Origin of the sequence: Amycolatopsis minnesotensis, from assembly GCF_039529815.1 — a bacterium.
GTDB lineage: Bacteria > Actinomycetota > Actinomycetes > Mycobacteriales > Pseudonocardiaceae > Amycolatopsis > Amycolatopsis minnesotensis.
On the sequence record NZ_BAAANN010000009.1, the window covers coordinates 167,559 to 190,032 of the forward strand.

A 22,474-nucleotide genomic window follows, 5' to 3' on the forward strand; every position below is an offset into this window, starting at 1 on the left:
GTGACCGGCGCGGTTGCGAAGGGGCGCACCGGAAGGAGCGTCCCGCGCCCGGACGTGTGCCGGCCGCACGTCCGTGAGCCGCTCCCGGCCCTTCTCGGTCGGGCTAGCCCTCGCGGCCCAGCTCGACGTTTTCCAGTACGCCGAGCGCGTCGGGGACGAGCACCGCCGCCGAGTAGTACGCGCTCACGAGGTAGTTGATGACCGCCTTCTCGTCGATGCCCATGAACCGCACGGACAGGCCGGGCTGGTATTCGTCGGGAATGCCGACCTGGTGCAGGCCGACCACGCCCTGGCGCTCCTCCCCGGTGCGCATCAGCAGGATCGAGCTGGTGCGGGTGTCGCTGACGCCGATCTTGTTGCACGGCAGGATCGGCACCCCGCGCCACGCCGGCACGTGCTGCCCGCCGAGATCGACGCTCTGCGGGTAGAGGCCGCGGCGGCTGCACTCGCGGCCGAACGCGGCGATCGTCCGCGGATGCGCGAGGAAGACCGTGGGGTCCTTCCACACCAGCGCGAGCAGCTCGTCGAGGTCGTCCGGGGTCGGCGGGCCACCGCGGGTGTGGATGCGCTGGGAGAAGTCGGCGTTGTGCAGCAGCCCGAACTCGCGGTTGTTGACCAGTTCGTGTTCCTGGCGCTCCCGCAGCGCCTCGATGGTCAGCCGCAGCTGCTGCTCGACCTGGTCCATCGGCTCGTTGTAGAGATCGGCGACCCTGCTGTGCACCCGCAGCACCGTCTGCGCGACGCTGAGCTGGTACTCGCGGGGCGAACCCTCGTAGTCGACGAACGTGTCCGGAAGCGACGCTTCGCCCTCGTGGCCGGACGCGACCTCGATCGCGGCCTCGCCGTGCGGGTTGCTCGCCGGTGGCACCCCGCCGCGGACACCGTCCACATGCGCGGCGAGCCCGGGCGAAGCCGCGAGTAGTTCGTCGAAAGCCTGACGTGGCAAGGAAAGCACCGTGCACCCGGTGACGGCCTTCGCGGTGAACTCCCAGATGCTGTCCGCGTCGCGCAGCACCTGGTCGCCGAAGAAGTCCCCGTCCGCCGCCACGCCCAGCACGGTGGAGTCGCCGTACTGCCCGGTGCCGAGCTTGCTGATCTTGCCGTGCGCGATCAGGAAGACCTGATCGGCGCGGTGTCCGAACTCGACGATCACGTCGCCCGGCTCGAACTCCTGCTGGGTGAACCGGCCGGCCAGCGCTTCGAGCACCTCCTCGTCGTCGAACCCGCGCAGGGTCGGCAGCTCGCCCAGCTCCGGCGGGATCACCCGCACCTGCGAGCCGGTGGTGGTGAAGGTGACCCTGCCGTCGCCGACGGCGTAGCTCAGCCGCCGGTTCACCCGATACGTGCCGCCGGAAACCTGGACCCACGGCAGCGTCTTGAGCAGCCACCGCGAAGTGATGCCCTGCATCTGGGGCACGGACTTCGTGGTCGTCGCGAGGTTGCGCGCCGCCGCGGTGTTGAGGCTCGACTGCGGCTGGTTGTCCTCGACCCCGGGGTCCCTCGAATCCGTCACGGTCACAGCGGATACCACCAATCTTTCTCAGGGCACAGGTAGGGAATCGACACGATGCAAGGGTTCATAAAACGAGATGCTCACGGAATTGGAAAACGATTGACTTCGTTTTCGCCGTTATTCTCGAACGTCGACGGGACCCGACGCTAGCACCGCCCAGATCGACCGTACAGTCACCCGAAAGTGCGGCCAGCGCACCGATTAATCGAATTTTACTTCGTGCCGATTCACTACATCCAGCACTGAGAGCGACTCACAGTAGAGAAGACGCAGTGTAGCCACTCGTGCGGCCACTCGAACGCCGCCAGGCACGTACATCCGGGGGATGAATCCCGGGCGAATGCCGTCACAGCACACATCCAAACGACGTTATATTTGATGATCTTGCACGTCGGCGGCGTGTCGCGGCCATCACGCGCGAAACCGCCGCGGATCAAAGGGCCGACCGCGCCACCGTCACCGACAGTAATCAAAACCATAGCCCGGATGGCTCACCCCGGGTCCAGTTTGTACCTTTTCCCCGTGAACTCCCTCGGGTCAATAAGCCGACGACTGGGCCGCGACGGTGATTTTTCGCACCTGCTGAGAATCACCTGGATGAATTGTCGAATCGTGACTTGTCCACACCGGCAGCGGCTGACTAACTTCGGTCACTAACGACGTCCCATCGCCGGATAATCGGCGTGGGCGGATATTTCGGGCGACGCGCAGCACCGGCGAAAGGCCACGATGAGCATCTACCTGAGCGGTCTCCTCTGGGTGGTGGGCGCGGCCGCGGCGGGTGCCGGAAGCGCCTATCTGGTAAGGCGGTTCGGACTCGACGAAGGCAGGCCCGACAACAACGACGCGGCGGGCCAGGTGTTCACGATCGTGAGCGGTCTGCAGGCGGTGATCGTCGCGTTCGTGCTCATTTCCCAGTTCGACGCCGTCGACGCGGCGCGCGACGGTGCCTTCAAGGAGGCGAACGCGGCGGTCGCCGCGTCCTGGGCGGCCGACGCGCTGCCCGAGCCGACGCGCGGTGAAGTCCGCGAGCAGGCCTCGGCATACGCGCGCACGGTCCAGGACGTCGAGTGGCCGCAGATGCGGGACGGCAAGACGGTGGACAGCGAGGGCTGGGCCCAGCTCGACCGGCTCCGCGACACCGTGGCCGGCGCGGAGATCCCCGACGGGGACGACTGGGCCACCGACCGCAAGACCGAGTCCGCGAACCAGCTCTGGGAGGTCTACCAGGCGCGGCAGGAGCGCATCACCGGCGCCGCGCAGAGCGGTCTCGGGGTCGTGCTGTGGTTCGTGCTGATCCTCGGCAGCGTGGTGACGACCCTGCTGCCGAACCTGTTCGGCGGGACGAGACCGATCACGCACATCATCATCGTGTCCACCCTCGCCGGCACGATCACGTTACTGCTGTTCGCGATCTACCAGTTGCAGAACCCCTATGCCGGCGGCACGAAGATCGAACCAGACGCCTTCCACTGGGCACTCGACCGGCTGCGCTGACCAGTGCCACCCGCGCGCCGCGCCTTCCCGCTCGCCGCCTCGACGCTGCTGCTCGGGGCGCTCGCGTTCCTGCCCACCGCGGCGGGTGCGCGGGAACCCACCGGCTGCACCGCGATCGAGGTGCAGGCCCGCAGGCCGACCGACCTCTCCTCGGCGAACCGCGTCGAGCTGCCTTCCGGCGCGGTCACCGCGCTGGGCAAGCTCGACTACCGCGTCAACGCGCTCGGCTACGCCAAGGGACAGGACCTCGCCTACGGTCTCGCGGACTTCGCGAGCCGGTGGCCGACACCGGGTGCGCCGAGGGTGGTCACGATCGCCCGCGACGGCACCGTGCGCGACCGCGGCCCGGTCCGCCGCGGCCCGCGTCCCGGACTCGGCCCGGCACTCGTCAGCGCGACGGCCGGTGCGATCGTCGGAAATCGTTGGTATGTCAAGAGAATCGGCACACTGTACACAGTGGACGTCGATCCGGCGAGCCCGAGCTACCTGAGCGTGGTGCAGGTGCGCGGACTGCGCCCGCTCGGCCTCTCCGCCGCCGTCGACGACTTCGACCTCGATCCGGTCAGCGGGCTGCTCGTCGGCGTCGCCGCCGACGCGCACGCGCCGGGTTCGCTGGTGAGCCTCGACCCGGTGAGCGGCGCGGTGCGGCGCCTGCCGGGACCGAGGCTGCCTGCCAGCTCGGCGTACGGCTCCGTCGTTGCCATGGGCGACGGGACGTTTTCGGTGCTCGCCAACGACGTCCACGGCCGCAGCCGCCGCTACCTGGTGCGGCCGAACGGCACCCCGGAAGAGATCGGGGCAGGCCCTGAACTGTCCAGTTCGGACGGTGCGGGCTGCTTCGCCGCACCGGCACCGCCGACCACCCCTCCCCCGACCACGCCGCCGACCACACCCCCGACGCCACCGCCGACGACGCCACCGCCGACAACCCCTCCTCCACCGACGACACCGCCGCCACCACCGCCACCGCCGACCACGCCGCCCAGTTCGACGACCGCAGCCCCGCCGCCACCGCCGAAGGCGACTCCCCCACCGCCGCCGGTTCCGGTCCCGCCGCCCGCGGTGGAACCGGAACCGGTGGCGCCGCCACCGCCCGCGCCACCGCCGCCACCGCTGCCGACCGCGGAACGGGTCGCCCCGGTCCAACCGGAGAAGCCGTCACCGCGTCCCCCGACGAAGTCGGCGCAGGCGCGCCCGACGCCGAGCAAGGCCGCCGAAGAGGGCCCGACCCGGCTCGACCGCACCAAGGAGAAGCGCCGGTGGGGCGTCGCGGTGCTGCTGCTGACGATCGGCGCGGCCGCCGTGTCCCGCAACGCCGCACGGCACCGGTCGCGCTGACCCGCTCAGCGGCGCAGGTCCGCGGGGAGCTTCGTGACATCGATGCCGAAGTCGCTGTCGTTGCCGGTCAAGGCGCTGGACGCGGTGGGCAGCAACAGCATCGACGTCGACGTGGAGGCCGGCATCCCGGCAGGCGCGGGCCGGGCAGAGCCCCGGTCAGTCCTGCTGACCGGGGCTCTGCTCCGCCAGGAACTGTTCGAACGCCGAGCCGAGCTCGTCGGCGGTCGGCATGTGCTCGACCGACTCGGCCAGCAGGCTCTCCCGGCTCGACGCCTCGGTGAACGCGTCGTACTGGCGCTCGAGCGCCGCGACCACCTCGCTCAGCTCGTCGGACTCGGCGACCTTCTGGTTGATGTCGGCGTCCGCCTGCTCGGCGGCCTCCGACAGGTCCGTGGCGGGCAGGACCAGGCCGGTCGCCTCGCCGAGCGCGTCCAGCATGCTGACCGCGGCGGCGGGGTACACGGCCGCGAGGTAGTGCGGCACGTGCGCGGCGAAGCCCATCGCGTCGTGCCCGGCGTGCCCGAGCCGCAGCTCCAGCAGCGCCGAGACGCTGCCGGGCACCTGCACGCGGTTGAACAGCGGCTGGTGGCCCTTGACCAGCTCGCCCCTGGTGGCGTGCGCGGTGACGCCGAGCGGCCTGGTGTGCGGCACCCCCATCGGGATGCCGTGGAAGCCGACGGTGAGCCGCACGCCCCACCGGTCGATGAGCGTGCGCACCGCGGCCACGAACCGCTCCCAGCGCTGATCCGGCTCCGGGCCGGTGAGCAGCAGGAACGGCGTGCCGTCCTGGTCGTGGAGCAGGTGCACGACCAGCTCGGGCGCCTCGTATTCGGTCCACCGGTTCACCGAAAAGGTCATCGGCGGGCGGCGCGAGCGGTAGTCGATCAGCGCGTCCACGTCGAACCGCGCGATCACCCGGTGGTCAAGTGCGCTCAACAGGTGTTCGGTGACGAGACGGCCCGCGGAGCCCGCGTCGACGAACCCGTCGAGCGAGTGGAGCAGGACGGCCCCCGTCAGGTCGGGGACGTCCGAATCCACCTCGTAGAGATCCTCGGGGTCCAGCACACTGCCTCCAGTTTTCGACTGCCCGTACCTTAGGTCAACGCTCGAACGCACCGGAGGAATTCCGGGGAGTCTCAGACCTTTTCCCCATAGGTCAGCGCGGACAGCGCGTGCACGAGCGGCGCCAGCTCGGGCAGCTCGACGGCCTTGTCGAGCGCTTGCCCCAGAGCGGCGTCGTGGGTCGGCCGCGCGGCGGCGAGCAGTTCGTGCCCGGCGGGGGTCACCTCGGTGTAGACGCCGCGGCGGTCGGTCGGGCACAGGTAGCGCTGCAGGAGCCCGCGTTCTTCGAGCCGCGTGACCAGGCGCGTCGTCGCGGACTGGCTCAGCACCACGGCCGTGGAAAGCTGGTTCATCCGCAGGTGGAAGCCGTCCTGGCGGGACAGCACGTCCAGCACGCTGTACTCGCTCACGGACAGCTCGTGCGCACGGCGGAGTTCGCGTTCGAGCCGGTCTTCGATCCGGGCGTGCAGGGCGGCGAGCGTGCGCCAGCCCTGCGCGCGCGCCTCCACGGCGTCATCGGCCAGTGACACGGCTCACCCTCTTCCACCCGAATAGCAGGCGCATGAAACTATTGAAAGCGCCGGTAATTGACAGCGCTGCGTACAGCGTACTCCGGCTCAGGCCAGCGAGGAACGCACCAGGTCCGCCGCGGACTCCGGGGTCGACGCGTGCGGCGTCAGCCGGACGTGCTCGTGGCGCGCGGTCGCCGTGATCCCGGCGGCGGCGAGCCGCGCGCCCACCTCCTTGGCAGGCACACCGGGGACCGTGAAGGCGAGGATCCCGCCCCTGCGCCCGGTCGCCGACACGATTTCCGCGCCGGCGGCCGAAAGCGCCTCTTCCAGCGCGCGCACCCGCTGCTCGATCAGCGCGCCGATCACCGCCGTCCCGGTGTCCTCCACGAGTTCGAGCGCCGCGGCGAAGGCACCGGAGGTCACCGGGCTCAGATTGCTGATCGACCACGCCTGCGCGCCGTCGGCCACCGGATGGATCTCACCGTCGAACACACCGGCGTCCCGTACTCCGGTCCACCCCGACAGCACCGGCCGCAGGCGGTCGAGCGCGCGGTCCGACAGCACCGCGAACCCGGTGCCCCATCCGGCGCGCAGCCACTTCTGCCCGCCGACCACCAGCACGTCGGCCGCTTCCCACGGCTCGTCGACGACGCCGAAGCCCTGGATGCCGTCGACCACCAGCAGCTTCTCGCCCACCGCGTCCCGCACCGCGGCGAGATCGGCGCGGTACCCGGTGCGGAAGTCCACCGCGCTCAGCGACACCGCGGTCGTCTCCGCGGTCAGCGCCGCGCGCACCTTGTCCGCGGTCACCTGCCCGGCGCCGAGCGAGCGCACGCGCAGCAGCCCCGCCTCCTCGGCGCGCACCCACGGGTAGACGTTGGCGGGGAACTCGGCCGGGGCGACCAGCACCTCACCGCCCGGCGTGTTGAACGCGGCCTGGAACAACCCGAGACTGGTGTTCGGGAGCAGCACGACGTGCTCGGGCCCGGTGCCGCACAGCCGCGCGACGACCTCCTTCGCCCGCTGCTCCTGCCGCATCAGTTCGTCCACAGTGGACGGACCGGCGACCGCGGTGCGCGCGAGGAGGTCCGCGGTGGTGTCGAGCACCGCGCGCGAGGGCGGCCCGAACCGGCCGAAGTCGAGATATCCCGCTGGCTCGGTGAACTGGGCGAGGTACGCCTCAGGGGGCACCGTTGAACGCCGCCTTCCGCAACGCGCCCTGCTGCAGCCCCCACGCGGTGAGGATCCGGTCGTAGGTGCCGTCGTCGATCAGTGCCTGCAGCGCGCCGCGCACCGCGTCGGCGAGCTGCCGGTTCGACTTCGCGAACCCGATGCCGTACGGCCCGCCGTTGAGCGGCTGGCCCGGCACCACGTCGAAGGCCGCGCCGTCGGCCACCGTCCGCGCCGCGAAGCTCGCGCTCGGCAGGTCGTTGAGCACCGCGGAGACCCGGCCCGTCTTCAGCTCGTCCTCGCTGCGCGCGTCGCTGTCGGTCGCCTCGATCGTCACCGCGGGTTTCCCCGCCCGCGCGCACTCCGTGCTCTGCTCGGCGGCGAAGCGCTGGTTGCTGGTGCCCTGCACGGCCGCGACCGCCTTGCCGCACAACGCGTCCGGCTCGGTGATCTGCTCCGGGTTCGCCTTGCGGACCATGATGGTGATGCCCGAGGTGAAGTAGTCGACGAAGTCGATCCTGGCCTCGCGCTCCTTGGTGTCGTTCATGGCGGCCATGGTGAGGTCGACCCGGCCCGATTCGAGGCTCGGGATGAGCGAGGAGAAGTCCGCGTCCTGGTGCTCGACCCGGACGCCGAGCTTGGCCGCGATCGCCTTCGCGATGTCGACCTCGTAGCCGATCGGGGTCCGCCCGTCGGCGGCGTAGAAGTTGTTCGGCGGCGACTGCAGGTTCGTCGCGAGGCGGAGCGAGCCGGATCCGGCCACCTGCGGCGGCAGCGCCGCGGCGAGGGCGGGATCCTTCACGACGGCGGAAACGATCGAATTCGTGTCGGGGATCGGGCTCGGCCTCGGTGCCGCGGTGTCCTCCGCGCCGCCGCAGCCGATCAGGCCCAGTGCCGCAACCACGACCACGAGCACGAGCACGCCGACACGGCGGACGAACGCCACCGGCGGGATCGCCACGGATGTACCTCCACGGCCAGCTACGGCCCTCGGCTGTGCGCGGAGACCGTACAACCGGCCGGTGGAGGCGTCAACGGGCGGGGTGGCCGCGGGGTCGCGGCCTCCACAAAGGACTCTTCGCGGTCAGCGGCCCTCGCCGGGCGCGGAATAGGGCGCGCCGTGCTCCAGCGACGGGCTCACGCTCGGCCTGGTGGGGTCGGCGGTGCCGGGGCTCACCGGGTTCACGGTGCTGTTCCGCCCGTCACCGGTCACGCCCTGCTTGCGCGCGACCAGGTTCTCGCCGACCTGCTCGTCCCGGATCCTGGACAGCACGGCCAGTGTGATGCCGTGCGCCGCCGCGAGCACGAGCAGCAGGAGCCCGAGCTTGCCGACCACCGACGGGATGCTGCTTTCGTCACCGCCAAAGCTGATCAGGGACAGCAGCGCGAGGATGCCCAGCACGGCGAGGTGGAACATGACCGCGACCAGCCTGGCCATCGAGGCGCCCGCTTCGGGAGCGCCGTAGGAGTTTTCCAGGTAGCGGCGCCCGCTGTGGTAGATGATCTGCCCGTCGACCGCCACCAGCACGATGCCGATCAGCAGGAACGTGATGTACGCGTTCGTGTTCACCGGTGACCTCCTCGCTCACGTCTCCCCGGAGGGATACCCACTGAGACGGACCGGAAACGCTGAGTCGCCGAACACGTCGCGAGCACCACCCCTTCGTGCGCTAGGTTCCGGTGCGTGACCGAACACCTGAGCATCCCGACCGCGGCGGGCAGCTTCGACGCGATCGCCGCAGGTCCCGAGGACGGCAGCCCGGTGCTGCTGCTCCACGGCTTCCCCGAGGCCGCGATCTCCTGGGAGCACCAGGTCGGCTCGCTCGGCGCGCAGGGCTTCCGCGCGGTGGCACCGGACCAGCGCGGCTACTCCCCCGGCGTCCGGCCGGAGAACCCGGCCGAATACGGCATCGGCGAGCTGGTCGGCGACGTCGTCGCGATCGCCGACGAGCTGGGCTGGCACCGGTTCCACCTGGTCGGCCACGACTGGGGCGGCGCGGTCGCCTGGTGGACCGCCGACGAGCACCCCGATCGCCTGCGCACGCTGACCGCCGTGTCCACGCCGCATCCCGGCGCGTTCGCCGAAGCGTTGCGCGAGGACGAGGACCAGCAGCTGCGGTCGGGGTACCTGACCGAGTGGCGGCAGACCCGCGTCACCGAACAGCGCATGCTCGCCGAGGGCGGGGAAGCGATCCGGCGCATGTTCGAGTGGAAGGTGTCACCGAGCAAGATCGACGAGTACCTCCGGCGGCTGTCCGAACCGGGCGCGCTCACCGCGGCGCTGAACTGGTACCGCGCGGGCAGGCCGTCGGGGAAGATCGGCAAGACGACCGTGCCGACGCTGTACGTGTGGAGCACCGAAGACGTGGCGTTCGGTTCGACGGCCGCGCTGAACACCGGGAAGTGGGTGGACGCGGCCTATCGGTTCGAGATGTTCGAGGACGTCTCGCACTGGGTTCCCGAAGAAGCCTCCGAAGCGCTGACCAGCCTGCTCGCCGAGCACTTCACCGCCACGCGATCACGCTGACCTGGCGAGCGCGGCCGCGCCGACCGCCACCGCGAGCGCGCCGAGCCGTGCGGTCTCGATCGAAAGCCCGCGGTTCGACGCGAGCACGGACGAGTCCACGACCGCGCGGCACGGCGCCTCGATGAGGTCCCACGCGGCGGCCACCCCGCCCCCGATGACCACGCTCCGGCAGTCCAGCAGCGTCGCCGCCGTCGCGATCGCCTGCCCGAGCGCGGCACCCGCGTCCGCGTAGACCTCGCGAGCCGTCGGATGGCCGTGCCTGGCCAGTTCCGCGATCTCGGCGGGCCCGAGCGCGCGCCCGTCGCGCGCGGCGAACCGGCGGGCGATCGACGGCCCCGCGGCCACCGATTCGAGATGCCCGCGTGCCCCGCACGTGCACAGCTCGGCGCCGAACCCCGGCGTGTGCCCGATTTCGCCCGCACCGCCGTGCGCGCCGTGCAGCAGTGCCCCGCCGGACAGCAGCGCGCCGCCGATCCCGGTGCCGACGGTGATCCCGATGACGTGCTCCGCACCGAGCGCCGCGCCCGCGCTGACCTCGCCGCGCAGGAACGCGTTCACGTCGTTCTCCACCACCACGCGGCGGCCGAGCGCGTTTTCGAGCAGCTTCGCGGGCGACTTCCCTTGCCACTGCGGGAAAGTCCCGCTCGCGGCCGTCACGATTCCCGAGCTGGGGTCGATCACGCCCGCCGCGCCGACACCGACGCCGAGCACCCCGGGGAACTCGGCGAGCAGCTCGCCGATCAGGTCGAGCGCTGTCCCGATCATCCGGTCGGCACCGGAACTGGCGCCGGAGGACACCCGGCGCGCGGTCAGCACGCGGAGTTCGTCGTCGACGACCACCGCCTGCGCCTTCGTCCCGCCGATGTCGACACCGAGCCAGCTCACCTGCTCTCCCGCCGGGCCCGCTGCTCCACCGGGTCCGGCACCGGCGCGGAGGCCAGCAGGCGCCGCGTGTAGTCCTCCTTCGGCGTGCGCAGCACCTCGTCCCTGGTGCCCTGTTCGACGACCTTTCCCTTCCGCATCACCACGACACGGTCCGCGAGCTGATCGATCACCGCGAGGTCGTGGCTGATGAACAGGCACGCGAACCCCAGCTCGCGCTGGAGCTGCCCGAGCAGGTCGAGCACCGCCGCCTGCACGGAAACGTCGAGCGCGCTCGTCGGCTCGTCGGCGACCAGCAGCGCCGGGTCCATCGCCAGCGCCCGCGCGAGGCTCACCCGTTGCCGCTGCCCGCCGGAAAGCTCGTGCGGGTACCGGTCGCGGTGGGCCTTCTCCAGCCGGACGCTGTCGAGCAGCTCGGCCACCCTGGCCTCCCGTGCCGCTCTGCTCCCGCTCTTCCCCAGCACCAACGGTTCCGCGACGCATTCGCCGACCGTCATCCTCGGGTCCAAAGAGGACGCGGGGTCCTGGAACACCATGCCGATCCGCTTGCGCACCTCGCGCAGCCTCCTCGGCGGCAGGCCGGCGACGTCCGTGCCGAACACTTCGATCCGGCCGGAGGACGGTTTCTGCAGGCGCACCGCGCAGCGGCCCACGGTCGTCTTCCCCGAACCGGACTCCCCCACCAGCCCGAGCACCTCGCGCGGCGCGATCTCGAACGAGACCTCGTCGACCGCGCGGAACTTCCCGGCACCGCGCCGCCCGGCGAAGTCCACCACGAGATCGCGCACCACCAGCGCGGGCGGCTCGTCCGCCCGTTTCGCCTCGACGACCCGCGCGGGCGCGCGACCGAGATGCGGCACCGCGGCGAGCAGGCGGCGGGTGTAGTCGTGCGACGGCTCGGCGAAGACCCGGCGCACGTCGCCCTCTTCGACGATCTCGCCCCGGTAGAGCACGACCACCCGGTCGGCGAGATCGGCGACCACGCCCATGCTGTGCGTGATGAGCACGATCGCGGTGCCCAGCTCGTCGCGCATCCGCCGCAGCAGGTCCAGGATCTCGGCCTGCACCGTCACGTCGAGCGCGGTCGTCGGCTCGTCGGCGATCAGCACCTTCGGCTCGCACGACAGCGCCATCGCGATCATCACGCGCTGGCGCAGCCCGCCGGAAAGCTCGTGCGGGTACTGGTCGAGCCTTCGCCCCGGCTCGTCGATCCCCACCAGCGCGAGCAGTTCCTCCGCGCGCGCCCTCGCGTCCGCTGTGGACAGCTCCCGGTGCAGCAGCAGTGCTTCGGCGACCTGCCAGCCGATCGTCCGGAGCGGGTTGAGCGCGGTCATCGGCTCCTGGAACACCATCGCGATGTCGTCGCCGCGACGCGCCCGCAAGTCCTTTTCGGACAGTTTCAGCAGGTCGTCCCCCGCCAGCACCACGCTGCCGTCCACAGTGGCCGTCGACGGCAGCAGGCCCAGCGCCGACAGCGAAGTGGCGCTCTTGCCGGAACCGGACTCCCCGACCACGGCGACCACCTCGCCGGGGCGCACCCCGAAGCTGATCCCCTTGACCGCTTCGGTGACGCCCTGCGCCGTGGCGAACCCGATCTCCAGCCCCGTGAACTCCAGCACCCGCTCGCCCATCACCGCTCCTTCAAGCGCACGTCGAAGGCGTCACGGAGGCCGTCGCCGACGAAGTTGAACGCGCACACCGTCGCGATGATCAGGATCCCCGGTGGGAAGACCAGCCACCAGTAGCCGTCGTAGGTGTAGGAAAGGCCCTGGCTCAGCATGCCGCCCCAGTCCGCGGCAGGCGGCGGCACCCCGAGCCCGAGGAAGCTGACGTAGGCCACCAGCAGCACCGCGTCCGCGACCTGGAACGTGGCGTTGACGATCACGGTGCCGATCGCGTTGGGCACGATGTGCTTGCCGATCGCGCGCAGTCCCGTGCCACCCGAGAGCCGCATGGCCTCCACATAGGACCGCGACCGCAGCGCGAGCGACTCCGCGCGCATCAGCCTCGCGGGCACGAGCCAGGAAACGCACCCGATGACGACGATCAGCATGCCGGTGCTCGGTGTCACCATGGTGCCCGCGACGAGCAGCAGGAACAGCGCGGGGATCGCGATCCCCGCGTCCACGATCCGCATCAGCACGGCGTCGACCCAGCCGCCGGCGTACCCGGCGACCGCGCCCCACAGCGTGCCGATCACGGTGGCCAGCAACCCGGCGGCGAGCCCGATCGTCAACGAGGTCTGCCCGCCCGACATCAGCCTGCCGAGCAGGTCGAACCCGACGTCGTCCGTCCCGAGTGGATGGCCTGGCGAACCGGGTGGCAGGTGCGCGTCCGCGAGCGCGGTGTGCACCTGGTCGGTCCGGTGGAGCAGCGGGCCGAGGAAGCAGAACGCCACCAGCACGACGAGCATGCCGAGCCCGGTCTTCGCGAGCCGGTTGCGCAGGAACAGCCGCAGCCTGCGACGGCCGGGGCCCTCCGCGCGCGCCGTGTCCTGTTCGGACAGTGCGTCCGGTTCGGGCAGTGCCTCCTCCTTCATACCCGTGCCTTCCTCGTCCTCGGGTCGATCAGCGCCTGCACGACGTCGGCGAGCAGCGAGCCGGCCACCGTGGCGATCGCGATCACCAGCACCACGCCGAGCAGGATGGGGTAGTCCCGCGTCTGCGCGGCGTTCCAGAACAGCAGGCCCATCCCCGGGTAGTTGAACATCGACTCGATCACGATCGCGCCGGCGAAGACCCTCGGGATGTAGTAGCCGAGCATCGCGACCACCGAAGTCAGCGAGTTCCGCAGCACGTGCTGGCGCAGCACCTGGCGTTCCGACGCGCCTTTCGCCCGCGCGGTGCGCACGTAGTCCTCGCTCAGGTTGTCCAGTACCGACGACCGCATGTACCTGCTGAACACCGCGACCGTGGCGGCCGCGCCGGTGGCCACCGGGAGCACCAGCGCACCCGGCTCGGCGAAGATCCCGGCGAGCGTGTCCGACTGCGGCGCCTGCGCGGGGAACAGCGGGATCGTCTGGGAGAACACGATGATCAGCACGAACGCCAGGAAGAACGCCGGGGTCGAGTAGAGCACGAAGGTGACGCCGGTGGTGACGTAGTCGGCGACCCTGCCGCGCCGCGGCGCCTGCCACATCCCGAGCGGCACCGCGATCGCCAGTGCCACCAGCACGTACAGCACCGTCAGCACGAGCGTCTTCGGCAGCCGCTGCGCGATCAGGTCGCCGACGGACTGGTTGAGCGTGAACGAGTCGCCGAGGTCACCCTGCAGCAGCCGGAGCAGGAACCGGCCGTACTGCTCCGGCAGCGACCGGTCGAATCCCTGCGCCTGGTTGAACGCGGCGATCTGCTCGGGGGTCGCGTACAGTCCCAGCGCACCGCGCGCGGGCCCGCCGGGGATCTGGTGGAGCAGGAAGAACACGATCAGGGTGACCACGAAGATCACCACGACCGCCTGCCCCACCCGCGAAAGCAGGTACTTGAGCACGTTTCGCCCCTACTTGGTGAGGTACCAGCGCTGGACCTGCATGCCCGCGAGGGGGTCCTGCGTGACGCCCTGCAGCTTCTTGTTCAGCACCGAGATCTGGTAGACGGGGTTCGGCAGCCAGATCACCGGGAGCTGCTGCGTGACGTACTCGCCGTACTTGCGCATGGCGTCCGGGTCCTGCGACTTCAGCGCCGCCGTGATCAGCTCGTCGGTCCTGGGATCGGTGTAGTTGCCGAGGTTCGACGACGCGCCGCTCGCGAAGATGCGGTCACCGCTGGGATAGGCGGGGAAGTACCAGCTCCCCTGGGTGCCGAAGAACGAAAGCTGCCACGAGCACTCGTTCTGCTCCGGCGTGCACGGCACGCTGTTGCCGAGCACGGTGTTCAGCGGCTGCGGCTTGACCTCGAGCGAAATGCCCACTTTGGACAGTGCGGACTTCAGCTCCAGCATCATGTTGTCGGTTTCCTTGGAACCGCTCTCGGTCAGCAGCGTCAGCTTGAGCTGCGTGCCCGCGGCCACCCCGGCACCGCACTGGTTCTCCGCGGTGCCGGGCGAGGCGCACGCGAGGGTACCGTCCGGACCTGGCTGCCAGCCGTGCGAAGCCAGCAGGCGCTTGGAGTTCTCGATGTCGAACGGGTACGGCGCGTTGCGCTGCGCCTCGGAAAGGAACTCCGACTTGTCGTCCTGCGGCACCGGCCCGTGACCCGGCGTGGCCATGTCGCGCCAGATGTTCTTGGCGATCGACTTCTGGTCGACCGCGCCCTGGATCGCCTGCCGCAGGTAGAGCTGCTTGAACGCCGGACCGGCCTGCGGGTTGTTGAAGTTGTACGGGATGTAGGTGACCGCCCAGCCGCGCCACGGGTCCACCTTGAAGTTCCGCGCTTCGAGCGCGCCGCGCTGGCCGAGGTTCGCCGAGGTCATGTACCCGTAGTCGAGGCCACCGGACTGCAGCACGTTGAACTCGGCGTCGGCGCTGGTGAACGGCTTGAACACGACCGTGTCGAGATGCGCCGGATCCTGGCCGGTGTACTTCGGGTTCTTCTGCAGCGTGACCTGGCCGCCGGTGGTGAACTCCTTGAGCGCGAACGGCCCGTCGGTGACCTTCCACAACGGATCGGTGTTGTAGTTCGCGATCTGCTTCGCCTGGCCGGTCAGGTAGTCGAAGACCTTGCGCGCGCCGTCCTCGGTGCGGTCGAAGTCGCCGACCTGGCCGTCCGCGCTCTGCTTGTCCCACGCCGCCTGCGGCAGCGGGACGACGTAGGTGAGCTGGTTCGCGGTGTACCACTCAGGGTTGTAGGCCTGGTCGAAGGTCAGCGTGAACGTCTTGTCGTCCACCGCCTTGAACTCGGTGACGCTGTCCGGGATGCGCCCCTTCGAGTAGCCGCCCCACTTGGTCCTGTTGGCGCGCACCAGGTTGAACCAGAACTCGACGTCGCGGCTGGTCACCTTCGCACCCGTGGACCAGGTGAGGTCCTTGAGCGTGATGGTGGCCGACTTGCCGTCCGGCGCGTACTTCGGCGGGTTCGCGGCGCCCGCCTTCGGGTCCAGCGCGACCGAACCGGAGGAACCGTTGAAGTCGACCAGCGGCACGAACATCTCGTGCTGGATCGACGAGTTGTAGGTGGCGAGGTAGCCGGGAAGCCCCACCGGGAGTATCCAGTTCGGGGTCGCGTTCGGCGGGAGCGCGAAGCTCACCGAGCCGCCTTCCGATGGCGTGCCGCCGCCGGACCCGGAGGACGCGCCGGTGCACGCGGAGAGCGCGACGAGTGCCGCCGAGCCCGCCGCGAGCGCGGCCAGGGTTCGGCGCCGGGGAGAACGGCCTTGAGGCATCGGGAACATCGCATCTCCAGTGGGGAAGGTCAGGAGGGATCGCCGGTGAACGCAGACCTTAAGCCCGGAATCGAATCAAAACAAGAGACTCTTCGAATTAAGTTGCCTCCCTGACGGCCTGCCGTTTTGTCCCAGAAACCGTTAGCATCACTGGTCAAGTGATACTCCGCAGGCCGGGGACAGCAAAAGGAACTTGATTCGATGTTCGAACAAAGTAGACGAGAATGACCGTCGAAGAACCGGGGTCGGCCGCGCACATCCTGCGGCTGGTTTCCACCGGCGAAGCGATGTCGCGTTCGGATCTGGCCAGGGTGCTCGGCGTCGCGAGGTCCACCGCCTCGTTGCGGGTGCAGGAGCTGATCGACGCCGGGCTGGTGTCCGAAACCGGCGAAGGCCCCTCCCGCGGCGGACGCAGGCCCCGTCTCCTGCGGCCCCGGACCGACGGCGGGTTCGCGCTCGCCGCCGATCTCGGCACCCGGCACGTGCGCGTCGGCGCGATGACCCCGGCGCGGGAACTCGTGCACACCGCCGCCTACGAACTGGACATCGCCGCCGGACCGGACGCCGTGCTCACCGAGCTGCGGTCGATCGCCGCGGACTTCACCTCGCACGAAGGACTCGCCGGGAGACGGCTCATCGGCGTCGGGGTCGGCCTGCCGGGCCCGGTCGACGCGGGGCGGGTTTCCGGACCGTCGCGCATGCCCGGCTGGCACGGCTACTCCGTCGAGGCCCGGCTCGCGGAGGCGTTCGGTGTCCCCGTAACGGTGGACAACGACGCGAACATCGTGGCGCTCGGCGAATACCACGCGCGAGGCCGCGAACACGAAACGCTGCTCGTCGTCAAGGCCGGCACCGGGATCGGCTCCGGGCTCGTCTCCTCGGGGGTCGTGCACCGCGGCGCGCACGGTGTCGCGGGCGACGTCAGCCACGTCCGGGTCTCGGCCGCGGGCGAGCTGCCGTGCAGCTGCGGCAACACCGGCTGCCTCGAGACGGTGGCGAGCGGCGCCGCGCTGCTCGACACCCTGCGGGACAAGGGAATGGACGTCGAAAGCACCAAGCGGATCGCGGAGCTCGCAGCCGATGCCGACCCGTCGGTGACCTCACTGGTCCGCTTCGCCGGCCGCGGGCTCGGCGAGGTTCTGTCCACTGTGGTCAACTTCGTCAACCCGCACGCGGTGCTGCTGTACGGGCGGCTCGCCACGATCGAGCCGTACGTCGCCGCGGTGCGCGGCGCGCTGTACGAGCGCTGCCTTCCCATCGTGACGCAGGATCTCGAAATCGGCGTCGCCGCGGCAGGGGTCGACGCCGGCGTGCTCGGCGCCGGGCTCCTCGCGTTGCGGCACGCCCTTGCCACCACTGATCGAAAGGACCGCCCGTGACGTCGAAACCGCGCATCGGGATCGCCGGGATCGCCATCGAAAGCAGCACGTTCTCCCCGCACCGGACCGGGTTGGACGCGTTCAGGGTGACCAGGGGCGCGGACCTCCTGGCCCGGTACGCCTGGCTGTCCGGCGAGCTGGGCGAGCGCGCCGAATGGGCGCCGCTGCTGCACGCCGTCTCCCTTCCCGGCGGCGCGGTGGAATCCGGGGTCTACGCGGAGCTGAAGGGCGAGATCCTGACGCGGCTGGCCTCGGCGGGACCGCTCGACGGGATCCTGCTCGACATCCACGGCGCGATGAGCGTGGTCGGCATGACCGACGCCGAAGCCGATCTCGCCACCGCCGTCCGCGCCGCCGCCGGGCCCGAGGCGCTGATCTCGACGTCGATGGACCTGCACGGCAACGTCTCGCGCGGCTTCGCCACCGCGGTGGACCTGCTCACCTGCTATCGCACCGCGCCGCACGTCGACACCTGGGAGACCAGGGAACGCGCCGCGCGCAACCTCGTCGACCGGCTCGCCTCCGGCGGCAGGCCGCACAAGGCGTGGGTGCCGGTGCCGGTGCTGCTGCCCGGCGAGAAGACCAGCACCCGGCTGGAACCGGCAAGCGGTCTGTACGCCCGCATCCCCCAAATCGAGGCGCGGGAAGGAATCCTGGACGCGGCGGTCTGGGTCGGTTACGCGTGGGCAGACGAACCCCGCTGCCAGGCCGCGGTGGTGGTCACCGGCGACGACGCCGCACTCGCCGTGGAAAGCGCGCGCTCGCTGGCCACCGAGTACTGGCGCGCCCGCCACGAGTTCCCGTTCGTCGCCCCTACCGGCAGCTTCGCCTTCTGCGTCGGGCAGGGACTCGCCAGCGACCGCCGCCCGTTCCTGATCAGCGACTCCGGCGACAACCCCACCGCGGGCGGCGCCGGAGACGTATCCTGGTCACTCGGCGAACTCCTGGACGACCCCGCGTTCTCCTCCGGTTCCACGGCCATCCACGCCAGCATCGTCGACCCCGCGGCCGTCTCTGCCGCCTCCACGGCGGGACCCGGCGCCACGATCTCCTTGGCTGTCGGCGGGAAAATCGACCCCGGCCCTCGCGGACCAGTCGCGATGACCGGCGTCGTGGAGTCCCTGCACGACGACCCCGTCGGCGGCCGGATCGCGGTTGTCCGGTGCGGCGGCGTGTATTCGATCCTGACGTCCCGGCGTAAGCCTTACCACCTCGTCCGCGACTTCACCGATCTCGGGCTTGACCCATCGACCGTGGATCTTGTCGTGGTGAAGATCGGATACCTGGAGCCCGAGTTGTACGAGCTGGCGTCCGATTGGTTGCTGGCGTTGACTCCGGGTGGGGTGGATCAGGATCTGCTTCGGTTGGGGCACAAGGGGATTTCACGGCCGATGTTCCCGTTTGATCCGGAGATGGATGATCCAGATCTTGAGCCTGTCCTGTTGTGACCTGTTCGGCGGTGACCTGTTTCGTTGGCGGTCTGGTCGTCGTGTTTGGCGGCGGTTTAAAGATGGCTTTGGACTGGAGTAGGTGGACGGCTTGCTTAGCCTGGCCGCCGGTTGCGTTTTTTCTTTTATCGCAACGGTTTCTATTTAGTCTACTTTGTACTTTGTTTTAAGATTCGCCCGGATGGGGCATCGAACACTTGGGCGACTGCAGGGTAGAATGGTGGGGTGTCCGAGACTTCTTCCCTTGTACCGCAGCGGGAGCTGTGGCAACTCACCGCGCGTGAGAAAGCCGCCGCGCTGCGGGAAGAGTTGATGTCCTTGTGGCAGCAGGAATCCCGGGTCTACCGGATCATCGCCGACCTCGACAACGGCGGCTCCCGCGAACTGGGGTATGCGTCCACGACGGCGTTGGTGGCCGAGATCGCGCGGACCTCGTCGGCGGCGGTGCGGAAGATGGTCGCGCGGGCGATCGCACTCAACCCCAGCCACGGTGTCGGTGGCGCGGAGATTCCCGCCGCCGCACCGCTGACCGGGCAGGCGGCGGCTGAGGGTGCGATCTCGGCGCAACACGCGGACGCGATCCTGGCAGCGCTGCGGTCCATCCCGGCCACCGTGTCGGCGCAGGAGCGGGAGAGGACCGAGAAGACTTTGGTCGACCTCGCCCGCAACGCCGGTATGCCGGAGCTTGCCCAAGGATGCCAACGACTCCGCGACACCCTCGACCCCGACGGCGCCGAACCCCGCGACACCCCTGAACCGGCACGGTCGATGCGGTGGCACACCCGCAAAGACGGCTCCGTCAAGTTCGACGGCTACCTCGACCCGATCTCCGGGGCGAAGACCCTGGCACTGCTGGAACCGCTCGCGGCGGCTCGTAAGGACGATCCGAGTGACAATCCGCTGGTGCGCGGGCAGGCCGAGCGCAACGGGGACGCGTTCATGGAAATGGTCACCCTCGCCGCCAGCCACCCCGACTCCCCCAACCGCAGCGGCACCCGCGCGGACCTCATCGTCACCATCACCCTGAACGACCTGAAAAAGGAACTGGGCAAGGCGTGCCTGGACATGGTCACCGACATCACCGCCAGCGAAGCCCGCATCCTCGCCTGCGACTGCAAAATCATCCCCGCCATCCTCGACGGTGAGGGACAGCCCCTGGAAATGGGACGAGCCAAACGCCTGGTCACCGAAGCGATCCGGTACATGCTCGCCATCCGCGACTGCGGATGCGCCTTCCCCGGATGTACCCGCAAACCGAGACACTGCGAAGCGCACCACGTGCTGCCGTGGCACGCGGGCGGCAAGACCGACCTGGGCAACCTCGTACTGCTATGCGGCTACCACCACCGCCTGCTGCACAACAGCGACTGGACACTCCGCATGGTCAACGGCATGCCCGAATTCACCCCACCAGCATTCCTCGACCCCTGGCGAAAACCCAGAACCAACACCATCCACACCGCCCAACCCCGCGCCGCCTAAACGGAACCCCGCCACACCAGCGGGGACCCGGCAGCATCAGCGGACGGTCTTCCCGACAGGGGCCAGCACCACCCGCCCCCGCGGGAAGACTTACTCGCCCGTCCCGCCACCACCGTGCGCGGCACGGCGAGCAACCCATTACGTCCACAATGGACCAGCAGCTTCCTGCCACCACACTTCCCGCCTCGCCCTCGACTCCCCAGCACCGGAGGGCTACGGGACGCTGCCCGCCTACCGATGCCGTCCGGGTACGGCAGCCACGGCGACCACCAAGTTCGGTCCGTGGGGAACCCTCACCGCGTCCACCAAACACGCGAACCAAGGCAAGCCCGCCGAAACACGCGAGCGACACCCTGTCTACCTGGCACGACACCGCGACAACCTCGCTGACGACTATTGACCGGTCAAAAGTTGTATTGCTAGGGTCATTCGGTGTCAGCACCTCTCTACCTGCGGATCCGTGCCCAATTCGAAGAGCGGATCCGCTCCGGAGACCTGCCGCCCGGTGCCCGGTTACCCACCGAGGCCGAGCTGCGGGAGCAGCACGGGGTCAGCCGCGCCACCGCGCAGCGGGTCCTGCACGAGCTGGCGCAGGCCGGGCTCGTGGTGCGCCATCGGCGCCGGGGCACCTTCGTCGCCGAGGGGGTCCGCCAGGAGAACCTGCTGCGGTTGATCAACCCGCGGTTGCGCGGTCCGGAGATCCCGGGGCGGCACGCGGTGCATTCCGCCGCCGTGGTGCCCGCGGCGGAGTCCGAAGTGGACCTTCCGGGCATCGACGGTGGCACTCCGGTTACGCAGCTCGTCCGGCTGAAGTTCGACGCCGACGAGAATCCGCTCGCACTCGAGATCACCGCGGTCCCGTTCGCGCTGGCGCCCCATCTGCTCGACGAGGATCTCGCCGAGCTGACCATGATGGTCTACTTCGGACGGACCGGGGTGCCGATCGCGCGGTCCCGGATGTACCTCGACGCGATACTGCTGGAACCGCACCAGGCCGAACTGCTCGGGATGGACACCACCACCCCGCTCGTCCGGCAGCGGCGTTACACCTGGCTCACGAACGGCGAGCTGGCCGAATCGGGCGCGTACCTCATGCGGCCCGGCGCGATGGAGTTCTTCGTCGAGCATTCGGTGCTCGCGGAAGGGGATCCGTGATGACGCAACCGAGGATCGGTGTGGTCGGCACCGGCGTGATCGGCGCGATGACCGCGTGGCGCCTCGCCGCGCGCGGACTGCACGTGGTGGCGTTCGACCGGTACGCAGGCGGGCACGACCGCGGCGCCTCGGCGGGCGAGTCGCGGATCTTCCGCACGATCTACAAGGAGGGCGGCGAGTACGTCCCGCTCCTGCGACGGGCCGGTGAACTGTGGCGCGAGCTGGAGAAGACGACGGGCCGCGACCTCCTCACCCTGTGCGGCGGACTGACCATCGGCGCGCCGGACCATCCCGATCTCGTCGCCGTCCGCGCCTGCGCCGAGGACCACGATCTGCCGCACGAGGTGCTGGACGCCGCCGGGGCCGCCGAGCGGTTTCCGCAGCACCGCCTCGATCCCGGGGAAATCGCCGTACTGGACCCGAACGCGGGTGTGCTCCGGCCGGAGCCATCGGTGCAGGCCGCGCTCGCCGAGGCCGAGCGGCTCGGCGCCGAGATCAGGCCCTACTCCCCCGTCACCGGTGTCCGCAGGACCGCCGCCGGCTGGCTGATCACCACGGGCGGCGCGACCGTCGAGGTCGACCACCTGGTGCTCACGCCAGGCCCGTGGGCGCGCCACACCCCGCTGCTGCACGGGATCGCCGTCGAACCCCGCCTGATCACCGCGTGCTGGTTCGCCGCTCGCGACGTGGCCGCGCACCGGCCCGAGCGGCTGCCGATCGCCGTGCGCAGGCACCCCGAAGCCGGGTTCTCCTGCTTCCCCGTGCTCGACGGCGTCGGGGTCAAGATCGTCCCGCACCACCTCGGCTGGCCCGCCATCGACACCCCGGAAAGCCTGCCGCGCAACGCTTCCGTCGAGTTCCTCAAGGCGGCCTCAGCGGCCGCGGCCAGGCTGCTGCCGGGCGTGCGGCCCGATCCGGTCCGCGTCACCACGTTCACCGAGGGGTTCACCCCCGACGACCACGCGATCGTCGGCGCGGTGCCCGGCAGTCCCGGCGCGACCGTCCTCACCGGATTTTCCGGGCACGGGTTCAAGCTCGCCCCGGTCTTCGGCGAGATCGCCGCCGATCTCGCCGAACACGGCACCACCCGATACGACCTGACGCGGTTCGCCCCGTCGAGATTCACCTAGGGAGAAACCGGACGACACAGCACACCGCGCGCACACCGAGTGCGTGCGGCGGCCCTTTCC

At 70.1% G+C, this 22,474-nt stretch carries 18 protein-coding genes and 1 pseudogene; 8 read left to right on the plus strand and 11 right to left on the minus strand.

Annotated elements, in window-relative coordinates:
* Nucleotides 1–103: 103 nt before the first annotated feature.
* Entirely contained in the window at nucleotides 104–1,519 is a 1,416-nt protein-coding gene (locus ABD256_RS13530) for a family 2B encapsulin nanocompartment shell protein (RefSeq protein WP_344417453.1), read from the minus strand.
* Between the two features lie 723 nt (nucleotides 1,520–2,242).
* Between ABD256_RS13530 and ABD256_RS13535 the strand changes: the two genes are divergently transcribed.
* Together ABD256_RS13535 and ABD256_RS13540 are read left to right on the plus strand one after the other, a co-directional pair.
* Nucleotides 2,243–3,010: a bestrophin-like domain gene (locus ABD256_RS13535; RefSeq protein WP_344417455.1), complete on the plus strand. Its 768-nt coding sequence runs from the start codon at nucleotides 2,243–2,245 to the stop codon at nucleotides 3,008–3,010.
* Between the two features lie 3 nt (nucleotides 3,011–3,013).
* Complete coding sequence (locus ABD256_RS13540; protein ID WP_344417457.1) at nucleotides 3,014–4,348, plus strand: DUF6923 family protein; 1,335 nt, start codon at nucleotides 3,014–3,016, stop codon at nucleotides 4,346–4,348.
* 156 nt (nucleotides 4,349–4,504) lie between these two features.
* Here ABD256_RS13540 and ABD256_RS13545 read toward each other — a convergent pair whose 3' ends face one another.
* From ABD256_RS13545 to ABD256_RS13565, 5 genes and pseudogenes are all read right to left on the minus strand, one after another.
* A complete protein-coding gene (locus tag ABD256_RS13545) occupies nucleotides 4,505–5,413 on the minus strand; it encodes a proteasome assembly chaperone family protein (protein WP_344417459.1) in 909 nt (302 codons plus the stop codon).
* A gap of 71 nt (nucleotides 5,414–5,484) precedes the next feature.
* On the minus strand, nucleotides 5,485–5,940 hold the full coding sequence (locus ABD256_RS13550; RefSeq protein ID WP_344417461.1) for a MarR family winged helix-turn-helix transcriptional regulator: 456 nt from the start codon (nucleotides 5,938–5,940) through the stop codon (nucleotides 5,485–5,487).
* A gap of 93 nt (nucleotides 5,941–6,033) precedes the next feature.
* Nucleotides 6,034–7,113: pseudogene (locus tag ABD256_RS13555) on the minus strand (aminotransferase class V-fold PLP-dependent enzyme); the annotation flags it as partial.
* A complete protein-coding gene (locus ABD256_RS13560; protein ID WP_425546444.1) occupies nucleotides 7,103–8,053 on the minus strand; it encodes an ABC transporter substrate-binding protein in 951 nt (316 codons plus the stop codon). The pseudogene ABD256_RS13555 and the gene ABD256_RS13560, both read right to left, overlap by 11 nt.
* A gap of 123 nt (nucleotides 8,054–8,176) precedes the next feature.
* Nucleotides 8,177–8,662: a hypothetical protein gene (locus tag ABD256_RS13565; protein WP_344417463.1), complete on the minus strand. Its 486-nt coding sequence runs from the start codon at nucleotides 8,660–8,662 to the stop codon at nucleotides 8,177–8,179.
* Nucleotides 8,663–8,776: 114 nt separating this feature from the next.
* On the opposite strand from ABD256_RS13565, the gene ABD256_RS13570 reads away from it, so the two are divergent.
* Entirely contained in the window at nucleotides 8,777–9,619 is an 843-nt protein-coding gene (locus ABD256_RS13570; protein WP_344417465.1) for an alpha/beta fold hydrolase, read from the plus strand.
* Here the strand turns inward: ABD256_RS13570 and ABD256_RS13575 are convergent.
* Genes ABD256_RS13575 through ABD256_RS13595 form a run of 5 tightly spaced genes read right to left on the minus strand, consistent with a single transcriptional unit; the run spans nucleotide 9,611 to nucleotide 15,829 of the window.
* Nucleotides 9,611–10,504 carry an ROK family protein gene (locus ABD256_RS13575; RefSeq protein WP_344417467.1) on the minus strand — a complete coding sequence of 298 codons (894 nt, stop codon included), beginning with the start codon at nucleotides 10,502–10,504 and terminating at the stop codon, nucleotides 9,611–9,613. The genes ABD256_RS13570 and ABD256_RS13575 overlap by 9 nt on opposite strands.
* Complete coding sequence (locus ABD256_RS13580; protein WP_344417469.1) at nucleotides 10,501–12,132, minus strand: ABC transporter ATP-binding protein; 1,632 nt, start codon at nucleotides 12,130–12,132, stop codon at nucleotides 10,501–10,503. The genes ABD256_RS13575 and ABD256_RS13580 overlap by 4 nt, the downstream gene beginning before the upstream one ends.
* Nucleotides 12,132–13,040 (minus strand): ABC transporter permease, encoded by a 909-nt coding sequence (locus tag ABD256_RS13585; RefSeq protein WP_344417471.1) that lies wholly within the window; start codon nucleotides 13,038–13,040, stop codon nucleotides 12,132–12,134. The genes ABD256_RS13580 and ABD256_RS13585 overlap by 1 nt, the downstream gene beginning before the upstream one ends.
* Entirely contained in the window at nucleotides 13,037–13,990 is a 954-nt protein-coding gene (locus ABD256_RS13590; RefSeq protein WP_344417473.1) for an ABC transporter permease, read from the minus strand. Before ABD256_RS13590 ends, ABD256_RS13585 begins: the two co-directional genes overlap by 4 nt.
* Before the next feature lie 9 nt (nucleotides 13,991–13,999).
* The gene (locus ABD256_RS13595; RefSeq protein ID WP_344417475.1) at nucleotides 14,000–15,829 is read right to left on the minus strand and encodes a peptide ABC transporter substrate-binding protein; all 1,830 of its coding nucleotides are present in this window, start codon (nucleotides 15,827–15,829) and stop codon (nucleotides 14,000–14,002) included.
* A gap of 215 nt (nucleotides 15,830–16,044) precedes the next feature.
* Between ABD256_RS13595 and ABD256_RS13600 the strand changes: the two genes are divergently transcribed.
* From ABD256_RS13600 to solA, 5 genes are all read left to right on the plus strand, one after another.
* Nucleotides 16,045–17,199 (plus strand): ROK family transcriptional regulator, encoded by a 1,155-nt coding sequence (locus ABD256_RS13600; RefSeq protein WP_344417477.1) that lies wholly within the window; start codon nucleotides 16,045–16,047, stop codon nucleotides 17,197–17,199.
* Nucleotides 17,196–18,647 (plus strand): M81 family metallopeptidase, encoded by a 1,452-nt coding sequence (locus tag ABD256_RS13605; RefSeq protein WP_344417479.1) that lies wholly within the window; start codon nucleotides 17,196–17,198, stop codon nucleotides 18,645–18,647. The genes ABD256_RS13600 and ABD256_RS13605 overlap by 4 nt, the downstream gene beginning before the upstream one ends.
* 225 nt (nucleotides 18,648–18,872) lie before the next feature.
* Nucleotides 18,873–20,129, plus strand: a complete 1,257-nt coding sequence (locus tag ABD256_RS13610; RefSeq protein WP_344417481.1) for an HNH endonuclease signature motif containing protein — start codon at nucleotides 18,873–18,875, stop codon at nucleotides 20,127–20,129.
* 432 nt (nucleotides 20,130–20,561) lie between these two features.
* Nucleotides 20,562–21,284 carry a GntR family transcriptional regulator gene (locus ABD256_RS13615; protein WP_344417483.1) on the plus strand — a complete coding sequence of 241 codons (723 nt, stop codon included), beginning with the start codon at nucleotides 20,562–20,564 and terminating at the stop codon, nucleotides 21,282–21,284.
* Nucleotides 21,284–22,414 carry an N-methyl-L-tryptophan oxidase gene (gene solA / locus ABD256_RS13620; RefSeq protein WP_344417485.1) on the plus strand — a complete coding sequence of 377 codons (1,131 nt, stop codon included), beginning with the start codon at nucleotides 21,284–21,286 and terminating at the stop codon, nucleotides 22,412–22,414. The genes ABD256_RS13615 and solA overlap by 1 nt, the downstream gene beginning before the upstream one ends.
* Nucleotides 22,415–22,474 lie beyond the last annotated feature (60 nt).

What these genes read in the sequence shown, in the direction of transcription:
- ABD256_RS13535 (WP_344417455.1), top strand. Translation starts at nt 2,243, where the DNA reads ATGAGCATCTACCTGAGCGGTCTCCTCTGGGTGGTGGGCGCGGCCGCG.
- ABD256_RS13580 (WP_344417469.1), bottom strand. Translation starts at nt 12,132, where the DNA reads ATGGGCGAGCGGGTGCTGGAGTTCACGGGGCTGGAGATCGGGTTCGCC.
- ABD256_RS13585 (WP_344417471.1), bottom strand. Translation starts at nt 13,040, where the DNA reads ATGAAGGAGGAGGCACTGCCCGAACCGGACGCACTGTCCGAACAGGAC.
- ABD256_RS13595 (WP_344417475.1), bottom strand. Translation starts at nt 15,829, where the DNA reads ATGTTCCCGATGCCTCAAGGCCGTTCTCCCCGGCGCCGAACCCTGGCC.
- ABD256_RS13600 (WP_344417477.1), top strand. Translation starts at nt 16,045, where the DNA reads ATGACCGTCGAAGAACCGGGGTCGGCCGCGCACATCCTGCGGCTGGTT.
- solA (WP_344417485.1), top strand. Translation starts at nt 21,284, where the DNA reads ATGACGCAACCGAGGATCGGTGTGGTCGGCACCGGCGTGATCGGCGCG.